This window comes from Streptococcus sp. FDAARGOS_520, assembly GCF_003812685.1.
GTDB classification, from domain to species: domain Bacteria; phylum Bacillota; class Bacilli; order Lactobacillales; family Streptococcaceae; genus Streptococcus; species Streptococcus agalactiae.
In genome coordinates, this window is the sequence record NZ_CP033810.1 from 2,057,585 (window position 1) to 2,077,187 (window position 19,603).

The window sequence follows — 19,603 nt, forward strand, 5'->3', positions numbered from 1 at the left end:
TCTTATCTATTCTCTACCCATCAATCACCACTTCAGAGAACATAACAATTGCAATTTACTCTTAATACCGTTATCATGTTCATATGCTAATACCCAAGAAAATAGTGGCTTTTGCCTCAAATGAATCTGAAAATAATTTCTTTATTACGTTAAAGACTTACTTTAATTATTTGTTTTCTATTCAAATCATTACAGATATTTCAACTCTCAATCATGCAGATTTTGACGGTAGCTTTGCATTCCATGATATAGAAACTAGCATACCTCATCTGGTAATTGACTCCAACTACTTAGCGATTAGTCAGACTAACTCAAAAACAGAGGCTAACGATATTAAAACGTTCTCGGAACTCTCCAAAACAATGACCGAGTTTCACTATATGCTAAATTTTGACTTATTTAACCATCTCCCATATCGTTTTAGATTGCATAATAAGGACGGTCAAACAATTTATTCGAACCATAAACCTGAAGATCCTTTTGATATTTATCCTGAAGAAGAATATCCTATAGACAAATGGGTTCAAAACAGTCTAATAGAGAAAAAAGCGAAAGAGCTACATTTACTCTTACCTGGCGCATCACAAGATTATATTCTAGTACAATCTTATAAACGCTTAGAAAATGATAGTGGGCAACTAGTTGGTTATATTGAACATGTCCATAATATTAAACCACTATTAGAGGGGTATTTAAAAGAATCCGGTCAAGCTATCGTTGGATGGTCTGATGTCACGTCTGGTGCTTCTATCTCTAACGATGATTTTGAACTATAATCCACTCGTCACTCTAAAAAGAAAACTAATAACTAAAAGGCACTGGTTTAATTCCAGCGCCTTTTATTAATCAATCTCCAGTTGTTGTAAGTTCAATTTTTTCTTTAATTGGTAGACCTCGATTAGCTGTAAAAATCAAAGGAACTACTTCTGTTGTAACTTCGGAAAATTGTAGACCAAACCATCGTATTGGTGTTGCTGTCCAATGCTTTACAGATGATTTCATTAGCATAACAAATCGTTCACCAGGTTTTAGGTTTTGACTGCTTGAAAAACGTTCATCAAGGACAATAAACCTAAAATCTCCTACTTTACTATCAGGTCTAACGCTGTATGTCTTTCCTTGTTTAGGCAGACGTCCACTTTCAAGTAATTCTTCTACAATCGTACGAAGATAGCGTGACACAGTCTGACGCATCTTAAATCCAAGGTAAAGTTCTACCTTCACAATGAAGTCGGTTCCCATCATGTCAACTTTATAGTCAGCTGTATAAGGTTCATCAGTGACCTTAATGTTTACAAACCAATAAACTTGTGCTTTTTTAGGGCGCTTATCAAGGATAGAATACATGATAGACTTATCAATCATGTCTCCCTCCATACGATTTGTCAAATAAACAACGTTAGTATGATAAATCGGATAACGATGATCATGTCTAAGTTTATCTAATTGTCCGATGTAATCTTTTAAATCCAACAACTTAACATAACGCGAAACAATTTTACTACCTTTATACCAGATAGTCATGATGAATATAATTGCTACTGCTATAATAACAACAACATAGCCTCCATGCATAAATTTAACAGCTGAAGCAAGGAAGAAGATTCCCTCTAAAATACCAAAGAAAATCATCATCAATAAGACTAAACCTCTTTTTACTCCTTTTTGAATTAAAAAGAAAGACAGTAAAATAGTTGTCATTAGCATCGTAATTGTTATCGCTAATCCATATGCTGCTTCCATGTGCGCTGAAGTCTTAAAAAGCAAAACAATAGAGGTTGTAATGGCAAATAAGAACCAATTAATAACAGGTATGTAGGTTTGACCAATATTGTCACCAGGATAAGTTGAACGAAATTGTGGGAATATTTTTAGTCGCATAGCTTCAGAAACTAAGGTAAATGATCCAGAAATCAGTGCCTGTGAAGCGATGATAGCTGCCAAAGTAGCTAAAATAACGACATGCATTGTAAATTGCGAAGGAATACTAGCAAAAAAGGGATTCAATTCATTTCCTGCGTTCTTATTAGCTAAAATCCATGCCCCTTGCCCACAATAAGAAAGTATAATGGCAACCTTAACGAACGGCCATGAAACATGTATATTTCCACGCCCAACATGACCTAAGTCAGAGTATAGTGCTTCTGCCCCCGTTGTCGCCAGGAAAATAGATCCTAAAATAAAAATACCTTTATGATTCTCTGGACTAAATAACAATTTCAAACCGTAGTATGGATTAATTGCTTTGAAAACTTCTGGATGGGCAAAACTATTAAGGAGACCGCTAATACCTAAAAAGGCAAACCATATAAACATAATTGGCCCAAATAATTTCCCAATAACACCCGTTCCAAACCTTTGGATGGCAAAAAGTAACAGTAAAATAAACAAGGTCGCAAAAATAACATTACTCTGATTCTGGAAAATATGCTGCAAACTAGGAACTACTTTTAATCCTTCAACGGCTGAAGTTACGGTTACAGCTGGCGTCAAAGCTCCATCTGACAACAAGGTTGCACCTCCAATAACAGCCGGAACAATTAACCAAGGTGTCATTTTTCTAACAAGGGTATATAAAGAAAAAATACCACCTTCGTGGTGATTATCCGCCTTTAAAGCTACAAGCACATACTTGATAGTTGTAATAAGTGTCAAGGTCCATATGATTAAAGATATAGAACCTAAGATAAACGATTCTGTGACACTAGAAATACCACCTTGGTTTTCAACCAATGATTGCATCGTATAGAGTGGGCTTGTACCAATATCTCCATAAACAATGCCTAAAGCAATAATAAATCCTGCTTTTGATGCTTTATCAAAAGAAGAATGATTGACATGTTGCATTTCTGCCAACCCTCCGATTAAATAATATTAGTCAAAAAAATGGCTGAACTCATTATAGCAGATTAAGTTAAAAAAACAACACTTATCTATAAAAAGACCAGAAATTATTAAAGCGTTTCCTGGTCTTTACTATTTTAATAACGATAAACAGGTTGAGGTCCATAAGTTTGACTGACTGGCATTATTTCTATGCGATTAATATTAATGTGTTCTGGTTGGCTAGCAACCCATGACACGGTATTAGCAATATCCTCTGCTTGAATTGCATGCGCACCTTCATAAAGTTTTTCAACTCTTTTATGATCTCCTTTGAAACGTACAGTTGAAAATTCTGTCCCTTCACATAAACCGGGTTCTAGGTTAGTAACTCTGATTTTAGTTCCAGCTAAATCGGCACGCAAGTTGAGAGAAAATTGTTTTACAAAAGCTTTTGATGCGCCATAGACATTAGCTCCTGGATAAGGAATTGTTCCTGCGGTTGATCCCAAATTGATAATTAACCCTCTATTAACTTCTACCATTTTCGGTAAAATGCATCGTGTCAAGTAAATTAATCCTACAACGTTAGTATTAATCATAGTCATCCAATCTTCAAAATCAGCTTCATATGATTTATCCAATCCAAGTGCTAAACCTGCATTATTAACCAACAAATCAATTGATTGCAAATTTTTAGGCAGACTTTCTAAAGCTTTGTCAACCGATTCTCTACTTGTAATATCCATTTGAAGTGGATAAAAGTAACCCTCTGAAAACTTTTCTCCAAGGCATTTTAATTTATCCATTCGACGAGCACAACCAATAACGCTATAACCATCTGAAACTAATTTAGTAACAATAGCTGCACCAAAACCAGCAGATGCCCCCGTCACAAGCGCAACTTTACGTGATATCATAAATACTCCTCCTCTAGTATATAGAAAAACGAGCTAGGAAAAATCCTTCTCGTTTTATAACTTATTTTGATTTCTCATCAATAGCTTGAGCAGCTGTAATGATAGCAAGTTTGTAAATATCTTCAGCACTTGATCCACGTGATAAATCATTTACTGGAGCATTCAATCCTTGTAAGATCGGTCCGATTGCTTCAAACATACCCAAACGTTGTGCAATTTTATAGCCAATATTTCCTGATTGAAGGTCTGGGAAAATAAAAACATTTGCTTTTCCAGCAACATCACTATTAGGAGCTTTAATTTCTGCAGTTTCCGGAACAAAAGCTGCATCAAATTGTAATTCTCCATCAACAGCTAATTCGGGAGATAAATCTTTGGCAATTTTAGCTGCTTCTTGAACTTTTTCAGCTTGAGGCGCTTTTGCACTTCCTTTTGTTGAAAAACTAAGCATAGCAATCTTGGGATTAATATCAAATATTTTGGCTGTATCCGCAGTATTTACTGCAATTTCTGCTAGCTCTTGTGCATTAGGATCAATGTTAATAGCACAGTCAGCAAAAATATAACGTTCTTGTGTACTTTCACGGTTCATCAAGAATACACCTGAAGTGCGTGAAATTCCTGGTTTTGTTTTAATAATTTGAAGAGCAGGACGTACAGTATCAGCTGTTGAATGAATGGCCCCTGATACCATACCATCTGCCAAACCAAGTTTTACTAACATAACCCCAAAATAGTTAACATCCTTCAAAAGACGATCTGCATCTTCCATAGTAGCTTTGCCTTTACGAATCTCAACAAAAGCTTCTTTCATCTCTTCAAATTTTTCGTATTGTTCAGGGTCAATAACGCTATAATCTTGATCAACAAAACCAAGTCTTGCCAAAGAATCGTGAACTTCGTCAGCCTTACCTAAAATAACAGGATCCACAAGACCTTCAAATTTCAAACGAGCTGCTGCACGTAATACACGTTCATCGCTTCCCTCAGGGAAAACAATCTTAACATAATCACTTGCAACTTTTTCTCTTAAACCACCAAATAAGGAACGCATATATATAAAACCTTCTATTTCTAAATTAATGTAATTCCATGATAACGCTGTCAAAGTCATCTGTCAAGTCTAGCGTCTGTTTATTTATTTTTCCCATAAAAGGGTCGTAAAAAGACAAAGAATGACAATGCAATGCTTGCCTGTTTATTCCTAGATCCATACGTCCTCCGTACAAATCATCTCCCAAAAGAGGAAAGCCGATATGAGCAAAGTGAACTCTAATTTGATGAGTACGCCCTGTATGTAATTTGATATCCACTAATCTAACATCACCATAACGAGCAACTACTTGATAACTAGTATGTGCATATTTGCCTGATTCATGGACTCGCCTCGTAATAATACTATCAACATCTCGTGCAATAGGAGCTATAATATCACCACTATCTGCTAAATCACCACTCCCTGATACTAATGCATAATACCTTTTTTCAATTGCTTTAGCCTGAAGTTGTTTATCTAGACGAGCATGGGCATAACCATGCTTGGCGAATAACATTAATCCACTTGTATCTCGATCCAACCGGGTCACAATATGGACCTGCTGATTGGCATAGTTATTAGACACATAATAGTGTTTTATAAAATTAGCAATTGTATTTGAATGAATAGAGCTAGGAATACTAGCGAAACCAAAAGGTTTATTTAAAATCAAAAAATGATCATCCTCATAAACAATATCTAAATCGTGAGGTACTGGTTCCAAAGTTTCGTGAGAAGGCTCGTCAGGAATATCTATCGTAACAACATCGCCAATCTCTAATAAGAAAATAGCGTTCTGCTCTTCACCATTGACAAAAATCTTACCACCTCTGTACTTAATCTTTGCTAATAACCCCCTTGAAACATCATGACTTTTCAAAAGTGTTTTAACTTTGCACCTTTCTTCTGCTATGTATTCAAATTTCAATGTTCAGGTTCTCCGATAAAAGCATCGTTAACACGTTCCCAAAAGCTAGTGTGACTTGGAGTTGAAACAAAGTTAATACTTTTTTCGTCAATACTATATTCTATTTTGGTAACATTTTTGTAATGGACCGTTTTGTTATCTATAGAAATTGTATAGACACCAACTCGTTTAGGAACTATCTCTATAGCATCTTTTTTGGGGATGATAACCGATGACCCCAAGGTACGATAGACGCGATTATTAAGACTAGAAATTTCTGTTAGTTGCAAGGCTTCTATCGTTGGGTGGAGTACTGCCCCCCCTAGTGATTTATTGTAAGCAGTACTACCGGTTGGTGTAGAAACTAAAATGCCATCTCCCCTAAACCTTTCAAATACCACTTGATTAATAACAACATCCGCTACCATTGTTTTTTCAATACGCTTAATAGTAGACTCATTTAAAGCACGCGCACGAATAACTCGACCATCTTCAAGGGTAATAGTTACTTTCAAAATGGGATAGGAGATTTGTTCACCTTCATCATTTTTCAAATTATTAATTAATGTGTCAACTTCAAAATCTCGATAGTCTGTATAAAACCCTAAATGTCCTGTATGAACACCGACAAACCTTACTTTATCCAGTTGTTTTTCGTACATATGGAAGGCTGACAAAAGCATACCATCTCCACCAATAGAAATGACAATATCAGGATCCTTTTTTGATAAATAAAAATCAGGATCATGTTTAAAAGCAGCAAAGAGCTTTGAGGCTACACGCTTGCTTTGATATTTTCCGTTAGCAATTATAGCAACACGTGTTGCTCTATCTGTAAAATTCATCTGTGTCATCACTATTTCCTACACCATCGCTCAATTTTCGATTTAAAGGATCAAATAAAAGCTGTGCTTCACGAATATCTTCGCGAATCTTACGCATTTCTTCATCCAATTCTAAAGCGATTTTTGCTGTTTTCTCCAGTCTTTGTTTAATTTCTTCAGGGAAGTCCCCCTGATACTTGTAATTTAATGAATGTTCGATGGTTGCCCAAAAATTCATAGCCAGAGTTCTAATTTGTATTTCTGCTAAAACTTTCTTTTGTCCATCTATTGTGTCTACAGGATACTCTACAACGACATGATATGAACGATATCCACTAGATTTCATATGGGTAATATAGTCTCGCTCCTGAACCACTGTCATGTCATGACGTTTTCTCAATAAGGCAAGGACTTCATCAACGTCATCTACAAATTGTACCATGATACGAAGACCTGCAATATCTTGCAAGTCCTGAGCAATATTTTCTTCTGAAATACCACGTAAAACCATCTTTTCTTGAATACTTTCAACCGACTTTACGCGTCCAGTAACAAATTCTATTGGAGAGTGACGATTTTGCTTTCTAAATTGTTTACGAATACCACGAAGCTTTATTTTTAATTCACCAACCGTTTGAATATAAGGGTCTAGAAATGTTTCCCAATCCATTGACATTCTAATCCTCCAAAATATTTAATGTACTCTCTTGTAAAATAAACTTTTTTTCTATAAAATTAACACAACAATTAATATTATACCATATTTAGGAAAAGGAAGTGATAAGATGACACACCTAGAAATTGAATACAAAACTCTATTGAATAAAGACGAATTTAATCGTCTAACAAGCTTATTTTCTCATGTTCAACCTATTACTCAAACCAATTACTATTTTGACACAGAAACATTTGAAATGAAAGCACACCGAATGTCACTTCGCATTAGAACGTTACCTAACCGTGCCGAACTAACACTAAAAATCCCTAGAGAAGTAGGAAATTTAGAGCACAATCATGACCTTACTTTAGAAGAAGCTAAATATATCGTTAAAAATGGCCAGTTCCCTGAAGATACTGAGATTGCTTCTTTAATCCTTGAAAAGGGAGTTGATCCAACCAAATTAGCTGTCTTTGGACAACTTACAACAACAAGACGAGAGATGGAAACTTCAATCGGCTTAATGGCTCTAGACAGCAATATATATGCTGATATTAAAGATTATGAACTTGAGTTAGAAGTCAAACAACCTAAACAAGGGAAAAGAGATTTCGACCAGTTTTTAAAAGAAAATAATATTAATTTTAAATACGCCAAAAGTAAGGTGGCTAGATTCTCTGCTACTTTAAAAAATAACTAACGTTGAGAGATTGGATTTTCCAATCTCTTTTATAATTCTCATTTAAGCAAGAACTTAAAATCTCATACTATCTCTCCTCAACATTGTTATTGCAAGCATTTTCATGTTTCTTATCGTGAATTTTTTCTATTTTTTTGGTAAACTATTAGTATCAATCTAAAGGAGTCATCTATCTCATGGCAGAACAATACGCCGATAAACAAATCAAACTTTTCTCATTAACCGCTAATAGAGAAATTGCTGAAAAAATTTCCCAAGCTTCAGGAATTCCTTTGGGTAAGATGTCATCACGTCAATTCTCTGATGGCGAAATTATGATTAATATTGAGGAAACGGTGCGCGGTGACGATATCTATATCATCCAATCTACAAGCTTCCCAGTCAATGATAATCTCTGGGAATTACTCATTATGATTGACGCTTGCAAACGTGCAAGTGCTAATACTGTTAACATCGTAGTCCCTTATTTTGGATACTCTCGTCAGGACCGCATCGCTGCATCTCGTGAACCTATTACTGCAAAATTGGTCGCTAATATGTTAGTTAAAGCTGGAGTTGATCGAGTTCTTACCCTCGACTTACATGCAGTGCAAGTACAAGGGTTCTTCGATATCCCAGTTGACAATCTTTTTACTGTCCCACTATTTGCTGAACACTATAATCAACTCGGTCTCTCTGGTGAAGATGTCGTCGTTGTTAGTCCTAAAAATTCTGGAATCAAGCGTGCTCGTAGTTTGGCAGAATACCTTGACTCTCCAATTGCTATCATTGATTATGCACAAGATGATTCTGAACGTGAAGAAGGCTATATTATTGGTGAGGTAGAAGGTAAGAAAGCTATTATTATTGATGATATTTTAAATACAGGAAAAACCTTTGCCGAAGCTGCAAAAATTTTAGAACGTGGTGGAGCAACTGAGATTTATGCTGTTGCTAGTCATGGGCTTTTTGCTGGCGGCGCAGCTGATATTTTAGAGTCTGCACCAATTAGAGAAATTATCGTAACAGACTCTGTTTTATCTAAAGAGCGTATTCCTAGCAATATTAAATATCTGACCGCTAGCCATCTCATTGCAGACGCTATTATCCGTATCCATGAAAGAAAACCTTTAAGTCCATTATTTTCATATCGTTCAGATAAGAAGGATTAATTGATGATTTATTTAGACAATGCTGCTACTACCGCTCTAACCCCATCTGTTATTGAGAAAATGACCAATGTCATGACAAGTAACTATGGTAATCCATCTAGTATACATACCTTTGGGCGTCAAGCAAATCAACTTTTACGTGAATGTCGACAAATTATTGCTGAATATCTAAATGTTAATTCACGTGAAATTATTTTCACTTCTGGGGGAACTGAGAGCAACAATACAGCTATCAAAGGGTATGCTCTTGCAAATCAGCTAAAAGGTAAACATATTATTACCTCTGAAATTGAACATCATTCAGTCCTACATACTATGACTTACTTATCAGAGCGATTTGGTTTTGATATTACTTACTTAAAACCAAACCATGGACAAATTACTGCAAAAGACGTTCAAGAAGCTTTACGAGATGATACTATTATGGTATCTCTCATGTTTGCTAATAATGAAACCGGGGACTTTTTACCAATTCAAGAGATTGGTCAGCTTCTCAGGAACCACCAAGCTGTTTTTCACGTTGATGCCGTTCAAGTCTTTAGCAAAATGGAACTTGATCCTCATTCTTTAGGAATTGACTTTTTAGCTGCTTCTGCCCATAAATTTCACGGTCCAAAAGGTGTTGGGATACTTTACTGTGCTCCCCATCACTTTGATAGTCTACTTCATGGTGGAGACCAAGAGGAAAAAAGGCGTGCTTCAACTGAAAATATAATTGGTATTGCTGGAATGTCTCAAGCTCTTACTGATGCTACGACTAACACCCTTAAAAATTGGACTCACATTAGTCAGCTGAGAACGACCTTTTTAGATGCTATTTCAGACCTTGACTTCTATCTTAATAACGGTCAAGACTGCTTACCTCATGTACTTAATATAGGTTTTCCTAGACAGAATAATGGCTTGTTATTGACACAGTTAGATTTAGCTGGATTCGCAGTTTCAACAGGTTCTGCATGTACTGCAGGAACAGTCGAACCTAGTCATGTCTTAACAAGCTTGTATGGAGCCAACTCACCACGTCTAAATGAATCAATACGTATTAGTTTTTCAGAACTAAATACCCAAGAAGAAATTCTTGAATTAGCTAAAACCTTAAGAAAAATTATAGGAGATTAATATGGCATTTGAAAAAGAAATAAATCTTCCAGACTGCAATTACATTTACACTATCAGCCCGAACATTAAAAAATATACCTTACGCGATACTACATTCACTCAAAATCGCTTAGGTAATTATGAATTAGAGCGTCTCCTAGAAACAGTACCTAATTCTGGCGATGGCTTTCCTCTAAAGATTACAATCAATAAAGAACTTTCTGGTTTTAAGCTCTTAATTACTGATAAATCTGGCCTTAGAATAGTAAATATCTTTAAATCTACCGATCATAAAATTCTTCAAGACAAATTTTATTTCTTAATGGACAGCCTCGTTGAGCGTAATATCTTTACGAAAACTGCAAAATAATTTACCGACCACTATTTTTAACATTTTAGTGGTCTTTTTGCGAACCATTTTGTTGTCACTTTCACAATCTTTTTGTACAATAGAGATGTGAAGAATTAAGTTATATAACTGATTCTAAATCGAATAATAAAATTTTTAACAAGGAGATAATTTTGTGATTATGGATAAGTCTATTCCTAAAGCAACTGCTAAACGTTTATCACTGTACTACCGTATTTTTAAACGTTTTAATACTGATGGCATCGAAAAAGCTAGTTCCAAACAAATTGCAGATGCCCTAGGTATCGATTCTGCTACTGTTCGACGTGATTTTTCTTATTTTGGTGAACTAGGACGCCGTGGTTTTGGTTATGATGTCAAAAAACTTATGAACTTCTTTGCAGAAATATTGAACGATCATTCTACAACAAATGTTATGCTGGTGGGGTGTGGAAATATCGGTAGAGCTCTCTTGCATTATCGTTTCCACGATCGCAATAAAATGCAAATTTCAATGGCTTTTGATTTAGATAGCAATGATTTAGTTGGTAAAACAACCGAGGATGGCATTCCTGTCTACGGTATTTCGACTATCAATGACCATTTAATAGATAGTGATATTGAAACTGCTATCCTAACAGTACCTAGTACAGAAGCCCAAGAAGTTGCTGACATCTTAGTCAAAGCAGGTATAAAAGGCATCTTGAGTTTTTCTCCAGTTCATTTAACATTACCAAAAGATATCATTGTTCAGTATGTAGATTTAACAAGCGAATTACAAACTTTACTTTATTTCATGAACCAGCAGCGATAAATAGTTCATTATTTATAAAATATCTGCTTCTTCTCGAAAACTATAATATTTATTTTTTCCAACGATGATGTGATCTAGGCAGACAATTCCCAGATGATCACATGATCGTTTTATTTTTTTAGTGAAACTTAAATCACTTTCACTGGGATTTGGAGAACCTGAGGGATGATTATGTATAATAATCAAAGAAGTTGCCATGTTTTTACAAGCATAATGTAGAATTTCTCTTGGCTCTGCTACTGAACGACGTACAGTACCAATAAAAATAGTTCTCTGTTCGATAATACGATTTTGTGTATCCATATAAATAGCTACTAAATGTTCTTGTTTTTTATCCCCTAATTCGAGCATCATTTTCCTCGCTAATTGTTCACTACTTAAAATTTGCTCTTTACGATCATATTCAGCTTTGTGAATCCGTTTTGCTAGTTCTAGCATAGCTTTTATTTCGACGGATTTAACCTGACCGATTCCTTTAATGGATTGCAACTCCTGTAAGGATAATTGACCAAAATCTGCTAAACTGCTTATGTTTTCTAAAATTTGCGTTGAAATTTCAAGAACAGGTTTTTCTTTAATACCTGTACGTAAGAGAATGGCTAATAACTCCTGATTACTCAATCTATCTGCGCCTAAATCAACTAGGCGTTCTCTTGGTAGTAAAGCTTCCTTTTTTAATTCAATATGGTACATAAAACACCTCCAGTCATAATATTCGTAAACCAATCAAAAACTCATGTTTTAAATCAATAAAAAATACTTAGATGAAAAATCTAAGTATTTTTTATTTAACGATAGGTTCGTGCACGATTTCTAAGCGTTTGTCGCTTGATAATATGATCTTTTACAATCTGATAGATAGTAGCTGCAACAGGAACAGCAAGTAACATGCCTAAGATCCCCCATAAAGCACCTCCGATAGTAATAGCCGTTAAAACCCACATAGAAGGCAGTCCAATCGATCCACCGACAACTTTCGGATAAATGACATTTCCCTCAAATTGTTGTAAAAGGATCAAGAAAAGAACAAACAAGAATGCTTCAGTAAGCGATTCAGTAGCAATTAAGATGAAACCGATTGTAACACCAATGTAGGCTCCCACAACCGGTATTAGAGCTGTAAAAGCAACTAAAACCCCAACTGTTAAAGCATAAGGAAATTGGAAAATCAACATACCAATAACCGTCAAACTTCCTAAAATCATAGCTTCTAAAGTTTGGCTTACAAAAAAACCATGGAAACGTTGATGAAGGATATGACGAACGTAATGGAATGTTTTGCCTGTTGAACCTAAATAGGTATCAATTAACAAATTAAATTGACGTCCCAACTGCTCCTTGTTTGCCAAAACGTAAATTGAAAAAATAAAACTAACAAAAACATTCAGAAGTGTTGCCGCAATAGAGGAAACTGAGGTTAGTAAATTTGTTAAAACAGATAAAACTTGCTTCAAAATCTGCTGGCTATAACCACTTAAAGTAGAAACTAAGTCTTTATCTGTTCCCATATAATTTAAAGCCTCAGAAATTTGTTTATTTTCATTGAGATTATTAACCAATTTAGCAAGTGCTCCGGTATCAATAACCAATAAAGAACTCAAACTAGAAATCAAATCTGGAATGACAATTGAAAATAGCCAGACAATTAAACCAATAAAAGTTGCATAGGATAAAATCATAGAAACACTACGCTTGATTGCCATTAATAGTCTAGATCCTTTAAAAAGCTTTATATATAATCGCTCATAGACTGACATTACAATATTAATAATATAGGCAATTCCAGCTCCCATCAAAAAAGGAAATATTGCCTTATGAAGCGTAGTTAAAATATTAGAAACAGCTCCCCAATAAGCCTGTATAGCATAGCAAATAGCAAATGTTATGACAACATAATAGACCTGCCGTTTTTCAAATTTCATGAAATCTCCTTATTAATCTTAATTTCTTTCAATTATTATACACTATTTTATGAATGAGAAAAAGAGAGTTAACAGTTATTAGTCTGCTCTTTATTCTATTTGACTGCCATTACTTGCAATAACCTTCTTGTACCAATAAAACGATTTTTTCTTGTAACGCTTGAGTGTTCCCTCTCCTTTATTATTGCGATCAACATAAATGAAACCATAGCGTTTTTCCATTTCACCAGTTCCTGCAGATACTAAATCAATACATCCCCATGTAGTATAGCCAATTAGATTAACACCATCTACATATATAGCATCTCTCATTGCAGCAATGTGCTGACGGAGGTAATCAATACGATAATCATCTTCTACGTAACCATTCTCATCAGGAATATCTACTGCTCCAAGTCCATTTTCAACAATAAACATCGGTTTTTGATAACGATCCCAGATAGCATTTAAGGTAATGCGTAATCCAAGCGGATCAATTTGCCATCCCCATTCAGAAGATTTCAAGTAAGGATTCTTAAGAGATGCGAAAATATTTTCTTGAACCTGTTCACTGACAGTTGGATTACCTGAAGCTACTCGGCTTGAATAGTAAGAAAATGAAATAAAATCAACCGTATAGTCTCTTAACAAAGCAAGATCTTCTGCTGTCATTTGAATTGAAATACCTAAATGCTCAAAATATTTTTTAGCATAATTAGGGTATTTGCCACGCGTTTGCACATCAATAAAAAAATAATTTTCTCTATTTTTTTGCATCGAAGCCCAATAATCTTGTGGATGACACGTATTTGGATAGTATTGACCTGCAGCTAACATACATCCGATTTGATTATTTGGATCAACTTCATGAGCAATTTTTACTGCAATAGCCGAAGCCACTAACTCATGGTGAGCTGCTTGATATTTAATTTGCTCTTGATTTTCACCATCTTCAAAATATAAGCCAGCGCCCATAAAAGGAGCGTGTAAAATCATATTGATTTCGTTAAAGGTCAACCAATATTTAACTAACCCCTTAAAACGAGTAAATAAAGCTCGTACAAGGCGCTCATAAAAACCAATCATTTTACGGCTCCGCCACCCACCGTAATGTTTAATAAGGTAGATAGGACAGTCAAAATGTGTGATGGTTACCAAAGGTTCAATACCATACTTACGACACTCTTTAAAAATATTTTCATAAAACCGAAGACCAGCTTCATTTGGATATAGCTCATCACCCTTTGGAAAAATACGCGTCCATGCTATTGACATACGATAGGTTTTGAAACCCATTTCTGCAAGTAATGCAAGGTCTTCTTTATAATGATGATAAAAATCTATTGATTCTTTTGCTGGATAAAAGTATCCTTCCTCAAAATCAAACATTTTCTTTTGTCCTGAAATAATTGCAAATCGATCTTCTCCAGTAGGAACAACATCTACATTTGCTAGGCCACGTCCATCAACATTGTAAGCTCCTTCACATTGATTGGCAGCAGTTGCCCCGCCCCATAAAAAACCTTTTGGAAATACTTGTTTTACCATCATTTACCCCTCTTGTTTTTTCTTATCATAATATTAAAAAAGACCAGTTACTGACATTGATTCGCCAAATACTGGTACTATCCGTGACATGAACTTTCTACTTAGAAGGTCTTTTCACTAATTCTGTGTATTTAAATACTTAAAAATAGTATCTAAACACTTTTAAAGGTGGGGTTTTATCGTTTCAGAAATTTTAGCATAGGCTTGATCTGTTAGGTGCAAACCATCTTTTGTAAAACTGCTAGCAAGCTGACCTTTTTCGTCAACTAATAAATCATACAATTCAATATAATTAATGCCAGAAATTACTGATAAGGTTTTGTTTAAAGCTTTTATTGCTTGATTATTTCTTACCTTGACACGCTCTATATAGTCATCTTCTTCACTAACAGGTAAAACACTCAGTATATTAATCTCTGTCATATAAGATTCCGCACGAATTTCTGCAATTATATCCGTGATATTAGCTATGATTTCTGACTGTGAATGCCCTAAACCAATATCATTTGTTCCAATTAAAATAAATACTTTGGATGGTAATAGTTCCCATACTTGGGTTCTCAAGTTTTCTAAAAGCCAATAAGTATCTGATCCTGCTACTCCTCTATTAACTAAAGGATAGTCACGTCCTAAATGTTTTTTTAAAGGAAAAAACTCAACGATAGAATCTCCTGTGAAAACAATGGCACCTTCTTGTACTGTCTGATTGTTAATCTCAAAAAACTGTTCTCGTTTCATTTGATAATCTCTTAAAGCTTTGTCAATAACTTCTAACATCGTTCTCCTTCATTCTTAAATATTTCTCTAGGCTTTCTTGTATTATAACAAAATTTCACCTGAGAATTGAATAGTATGCTTCGTGAAAAGCTACGTGGTTCTATTCATTATCACTCATCTTGTGAAGAAAGTTCTCTATCGTTTCTAACACACCATCTTGATCGTTACTAACTGTTTGATATTTAGCAATAGCTTTAATTTCTTCTGGCGCATTTGACATAGCGTAAGAAATATTTGCTGCTCTCAACATTTCCACATCATTGCCCCCATCACCAAAAACCATCACTTGATCCTGTTTCAATCCCCACTTTTCAAGGAGAATAGCGATACCGTCCGCTTTATTGACATCAGCTGGTAAGACATCGATACAACCAAAACCACTAGAGGTCAATCTGATATGATGATTTTTAAAGTGTTCACTAATATCTAACAACATCTCAGAAACAAGATTTTCATTTACCCAAAGTGTCATTTGAAAATATCGGTCATCATCTAAGGGCAGCAAATGGTCTTTATAGATAAAATTAGGCATATAGTATTCTAATTCAGTCCGCCTATTAATAGGAGTTCTTCGCTCAAGGTATGAACGTTTTTCACCAGATAAGCTGATGAGTGTCTCAGGATAGTTCTGATATAAATAGGATAAAACAGCTGCAACTGTATCATTAGATAAATAAGTTTCTTTTAGTAATGTGCCATCTTGGTCAATGACACGACCACCATTTTCAGCGACGTAGGCGATACGATTAGGGTATTCCAAAAAGTTTAACAACAATTGATCGTATAAATTACCACTAGCAGCTACAAATTTAATATCATACTTCTCCATCAACGTTAATAAAGAAGAAAACCGTGCTTTATCATAAGTTTTATCTGAGCGTAGAAAAGTTCCATCCATATCTGTTGCTATTACTTTAATCATACAAGTAACCTTTGCCTTTCAAGAGGGTGCCAAATATCTCAATATGTTCTTTCATTATATCACATATAAACCAAAAAGATTTGATACCTGATACGTCAACGGTTCTATTAATTAAGTTAAATTTTGTTTCAGAGATTAAATCGACTTTTACCTATACTTATCTCCATACTATCAGAGCTTGTTTAACATAATGATTTACTGAAGAGTTTTCTTATTGTTGAGTTGAATAATAGATTCGTAACTATTACAATAGTCATAATAAAATATTTGAGATTCGAAATTGCTATACGTGTTTTTGAGAGACCTAACATTATTTTTTTTCACATAGTTATTCTGTTTTGAAAAAATAAATAATTGAGTATATTAATAAATTTGGTCATATTAATACAACAAAAAATCCTTACATGAGATAAGGAGATTAAACGACCCTGTAAGGATTTTGAAGTTATTAGAAACACTCTAAGCAAAAATTTTAAAGCGTTTTCTCTATGACTTATATTATATGTCATGTTCCTATACAAAACTTACACTATCCTTTCAAAAAATAATACTATCCTACGAAACCCATTTTTTGATAGTTTTCTGTTATAATAATACTATCCTACGATTTTAGAAAGAAAAATGATGAACTCACTTGATAATTTACTATCACATAATTTAGAAGATAACCGGCATTTATTACCCTATGAACACATGCATACTGAGGTTAGAAATGGTTACCCTGACATTTTATTTCACTGGCATCCGGAACTTGAAATTTCATATGTCCACGAGGGGACCGCACGTTATCACATCGATTATGATTTTTTTAATAGCCAATCTGGTGATATTATCTTGATCCGTCCAAATGGTATGCATTCTATTCATCCGATTGAAAATAAAGAGCATATCACAGATAGCATTAAATTTCACTTAGATTTAATAGGATATTCTATTGTAGACCAAGTTAGCCTTCGTTATTTACAACCGTTGCAGACTAGCTCTTTTAAGTTTATTCAATGTATCAAACCTAGTATGACAGGATATAATGATATCAAAAATTGTTTGTTTGATATTTTTAATATTTCAAAAGAAGAAAATCGACATTTTGAGCTACTCCTAAAAGCTAAATTAAACGAACTCTTGTATTTACTCTATTATCATCAATATGTCATTAAAAAACATACTGATGATACCTACAGAAAAAACGAGAGAATTCGTGATCTGATTGATTATATTAATAATAATTACCAGCAAAATCTTACCATTGAATTTTTAGCTGATTATATGGGGTATAGTAAGACACATTTTATGACCGTATTTAAACAGCATACTGGAACATCCTGTACAGAATTTATCATACAAGTTCGTCTTAATAAAGCTAGTGAGCATCTTATTAACTCCACTACGGCCATTATTGATATTGCCAACAGCGTTGGTTTTAATAATCTATCAAATTTTAATCGCCAATTTAAACGCTATTATCATACAACTCCTCGCCAGTACCGCAAACAATTTACCAACAAAAAAGACGGTAGTACGCTTGTCTATAGAAATATAAATACAAAAAAATAGAAACTAGTTAAATCCATGACTAGTTTCTATTTTTTATTATTTAAGCGTTAATTAGTTTACATCAGCTGCTCACGTACTTCTTTAATTTCCGATTCATTCACAACTAAAAAAATGGTGTCACCAGCATTCAAGATAGTATTTCCTGATACTACAGCCGATGTCTTATGATGAATTTGAGTCGTTATTAGCACATTTTCTGGTAATTCTAAATCTCGGACATACTTTCCTGATATTTTATCTGAAACAGTTAATTCAATCAATGTAGGTGTCATTACTTTATCTTTTGGATTGAAGGTCATTTTAGCCAACATCGCTTCATAAATAGGTTCTCCCTTTAATAAATCCATGACAATATAAGATACCATTGTTACAATTCCAATAGCCATTAATTGTTTTAAATCGCCAACCATTTCTGTAACCAAAATCATAGCTGTTAGTGGTGCTTTTGAGATTGCACCAAAATAGCCCGCCATTCCTAAAACAACAAATAAAGATATCTGCTGATGAGATATTATACCAAAGTACTGCATACCTACTGCAAAAAAAGCACCTGCTAAAGATCCTAAAGCTAGAATTGGTAAAAAAATTCCTCCTGGCAAGCCACTACTGTAACTCAACATACTCCATAAAAAACGAATGAGGAAAAATAATCCTAACATCATCAGACTAAGATTACTCCTAGGCAGTGATACAATTAAGCCATTTCCACCCCCCAATAATTGTGGGAAATAGTAACCAATAGGAAGAATAAAAATTACCGCTAATATACCATATAGGTGAGATGGTAGATGAAATAGTTTACCTAAATAATCATAGATCACATGAAATCTCAAAATTACCCACTCATAGATAAAGCCTAAGATACCCAAAAAGAGACCCATGAGTAAAAAAATCCAATAAAAGTTGAGATTTAAAGATGGTAATTCTGATGGTAAAGCTAAAACTGGGGTTAAACCAAAGATATTAAGTGAGACAAAGTTTGCCACTAAACTTGCTACCAAAGCTGTTATCCAAACTAAGCGAGAAAAATGATGGTAAATTTCTTCAACTACAAATAAAAGGCCTGCAATAGGAGCATTGAAGGCTGCTGAAAGACCTGCTGCTGCACCACTAGCAATTAAAACACGTTTTTCCATTCGACTAGCATTGAGATACTGTGCAATTCCCTTACCTGTCATAGCTCCTAACTGAATACTGGGACCTTCGCGACCAAGCATAAGTCCCGAAGAAATAGCTAAAATACCCGCAATGAATTTCTTCCATACAATACTAAACCAGTCTGGCGATAGCATTCCTTTAAGTTCACCTTCAACATGCGGGATACCTGAACCTTTAATATCAGGATCAGATTTGATAAAAAAACCTATTATCACTGCAGCGATAATACTAGTAACCGTAATGCTCAATAAAATAATTGGTTGATAATGGGCACTTTTATAAAGTTCCATAACAACTAAAAAAATTTTTTCAATCGCTAATCGAAATATGCTGACAACAAATCCTGATATTAAGCCTACTACTATTCCTCTCCAAACAAATCCCAGAATTGATTCAAGTGAAAACTGAAATTCATTTTTATGATTTTCCATATTTTCCTCCTTTTCTTACAATTATTTTAACA

The 19,603-nt window shown here is 34.5% G+C and carries 19 protein-coding genes and 1 pseudogene; 7 read left to right on the plus strand and 13 right to left on the minus strand.

Annotation, left to right across the window (positions count from 1 at the left end):
- Positions 1-104: 104 nt before the first annotated feature.
- Complete coding sequence (locus EGX96_RS10840; RefSeq protein ID WP_000853102.1) at positions 105-776, plus strand: hypothetical protein; 672 nt, start codon at positions 105-107, stop codon at positions 774-776.
- 70 nt (positions 777-846) lie between these two features.
- Here EGX96_RS10840 and EGX96_RS10845 read toward each other — a convergent pair whose 3' ends face one another.
- From EGX96_RS10845 to EGX96_RS10870, 6 genes are all read right to left on the minus strand, one after another.
- A complete protein-coding gene (locus EGX96_RS10845; protein ID WP_001164947.1) occupies positions 847-2,847 on the minus strand; it encodes a KUP/HAK/KT family potassium transporter in 2,001 nt (666 codons plus the stop codon).
- 134 nt (positions 2,848-2,981) lie between these two features.
- The gene (locus tag EGX96_RS10850; protein ID WP_000625601.1) at positions 2,982-3,743 is read right to left on the minus strand and encodes an SDR family oxidoreductase; all 762 of its coding nucleotides are present in this window, start codon (positions 3,741-3,743) and stop codon (positions 2,982-2,984) included.
- Positions 3,744-3,804: 61 nt separating this feature from the next.
- Positions 3,805-4,797, minus strand: coding sequence for a phosphate acetyltransferase (gene pta / locus EGX96_RS10855; protein ID WP_001257100.1), 993 nt, complete (start codon positions 4,795-4,797; stop codon positions 3,805-3,807).
- Positions 4,798-4,822: 25 nt separating this feature from the next.
- Complete coding sequence (locus EGX96_RS10860) at positions 4,823-5,707, minus strand: RluA family pseudouridine synthase (RefSeq protein ID WP_000667471.1); 885 nt, start codon at positions 5,705-5,707, stop codon at positions 4,823-4,825.
- A complete protein-coding gene (locus EGX96_RS10865; RefSeq protein ID WP_000192906.1) occupies positions 5,704-6,540 on the minus strand; it encodes an NAD kinase in 837 nt (278 codons plus the stop codon). Before EGX96_RS10865 ends, EGX96_RS10860 begins: the two co-directional genes overlap by 4 nt.
- Positions 6,515-7,186: a GTP pyrophosphokinase gene (locus EGX96_RS10870; RefSeq protein ID WP_000061341.1), complete on the minus strand. Its 672-nt coding sequence runs from the start codon at positions 7,184-7,186 to the stop codon at positions 6,515-6,517. Before EGX96_RS10870 ends, EGX96_RS10865 begins: the two co-directional genes overlap by 26 nt.
- A gap of 109 nt (positions 7,187-7,295) precedes the next feature.
- On the opposite strand from EGX96_RS10870, the gene EGX96_RS10875 reads away from it, so the two are divergent.
- From EGX96_RS10875 to EGX96_RS10895, 5 genes are all read left to right on the plus strand, one after another.
- On the plus strand, positions 7,296-7,868 hold the full coding sequence (locus tag EGX96_RS10875) for a CYTH domain-containing protein (RefSeq protein WP_000149079.1): 573 nt from the start codon (positions 7,296-7,298) through the stop codon (positions 7,866-7,868).
- A gap of 176 nt (positions 7,869-8,044) precedes the next feature.
- The gene (locus EGX96_RS10880) at positions 8,045-9,019 is read left to right on the plus strand and encodes a ribose-phosphate diphosphokinase (RefSeq protein WP_000840698.1); all 975 of its coding nucleotides are present in this window, start codon (positions 8,045-8,047) and stop codon (positions 9,017-9,019) included.
- A gap of 3 nt (positions 9,020-9,022) precedes the next feature.
- On the plus strand, positions 9,023-10,138 hold the full coding sequence (locus EGX96_RS10885; protein ID WP_000639603.1) for a cysteine desulfurase family protein: 1,116 nt from the start codon (positions 9,023-9,025) through the stop codon (positions 10,136-10,138).
- Between the two features lies 1 nt (position 10,139).
- Complete coding sequence (locus EGX96_RS10890) at positions 10,140-10,487, plus strand: DUF1831 domain-containing protein (protein ID WP_000863502.1); 348 nt, start codon at positions 10,140-10,142, stop codon at positions 10,485-10,487.
- Positions 10,488-10,641: 154 nt separating this feature from the next.
- Positions 10,642-11,280, plus strand: a complete 639-nt coding sequence (locus EGX96_RS10895; RefSeq protein WP_000605176.1) for a redox-sensing transcriptional repressor Rex — start codon at positions 10,642-10,644, stop codon at positions 11,278-11,280.
- Positions 11,281-11,292: 12 nt separating this feature from the next.
- On the opposite strand, the gene radC is transcribed toward EGX96_RS10895, so the two are convergent.
- The 6 genes and pseudogenes from radC to EGX96_RS11350 form a co-directional block, all read right to left on the minus strand.
- Positions 11,293-11,973 (minus strand): RadC family protein, encoded by a 681-nt coding sequence (gene radC, locus EGX96_RS10900; protein ID WP_000274752.1) that lies wholly within the window; start codon positions 11,971-11,973, stop codon positions 11,293-11,295.
- 95 nt (positions 11,974-12,068) lie between these two features.
- Positions 12,069-13,202 carry an AI-2E family transporter gene (locus tag EGX96_RS10905; protein ID WP_000667241.1) on the minus strand — a complete coding sequence of 378 codons (1,134 nt, stop codon included), beginning with the start codon at positions 13,200-13,202 and terminating at the stop codon, positions 12,069-12,071.
- 90 nt (positions 13,203-13,292) lie between these two features.
- Positions 13,293-14,732, minus strand: a complete 1,440-nt coding sequence (locus EGX96_RS10910; protein ID WP_000989485.1) for a 6-phospho-beta-glucosidase — start codon at positions 14,730-14,732, stop codon at positions 13,293-13,295.
- A gap of 159 nt (positions 14,733-14,891) precedes the next feature.
- Positions 14,892-15,506: an SGNH/GDSL hydrolase family protein gene (locus tag EGX96_RS10915; RefSeq protein WP_000895131.1), complete on the minus strand. Its 615-nt coding sequence runs from the start codon at positions 15,504-15,506 to the stop codon at positions 14,892-14,894.
- A gap of 100 nt (positions 15,507-15,606) precedes the next feature.
- A complete protein-coding gene (locus tag EGX96_RS10920; protein WP_000598505.1) occupies positions 15,607-16,428 on the minus strand; it encodes a Cof-type HAD-IIB family hydrolase in 822 nt (273 codons plus the stop codon).
- A 182-nt stretch (positions 16,429-16,610) separates the two neighbouring features.
- Positions 16,611-16,791 (minus strand): annotated as a pseudogene (locus tag EGX96_RS11350) (hypothetical protein); the annotation flags it as partial.
- Positions 16,792-17,052: 261 nt separating this feature from the next.
- Here EGX96_RS11350 and EGX96_RS10930 point away from each other — a divergent pair.
- Positions 17,053-17,982 carry a helix-turn-helix transcriptional regulator gene (locus EGX96_RS10930; protein ID WP_001086430.1) on the plus strand — a complete coding sequence of 310 codons (930 nt, stop codon included), beginning with the start codon at positions 17,053-17,055 and terminating at the stop codon, positions 17,980-17,982.
- Positions 17,983-18,038: 56 nt separating this feature from the next.
- On the opposite strand, the gene EGX96_RS10935 is transcribed toward EGX96_RS10930, so the two are convergent.
- Entirely contained in the window at positions 18,039-19,571 is a 1,533-nt protein-coding gene (locus EGX96_RS10935; RefSeq protein WP_000427431.1) for a ClC family H(+)/Cl(-) exchange transporter, read from the minus strand.
- Between the last annotated feature and the right edge of the window lie 32 nt (positions 19,572-19,603).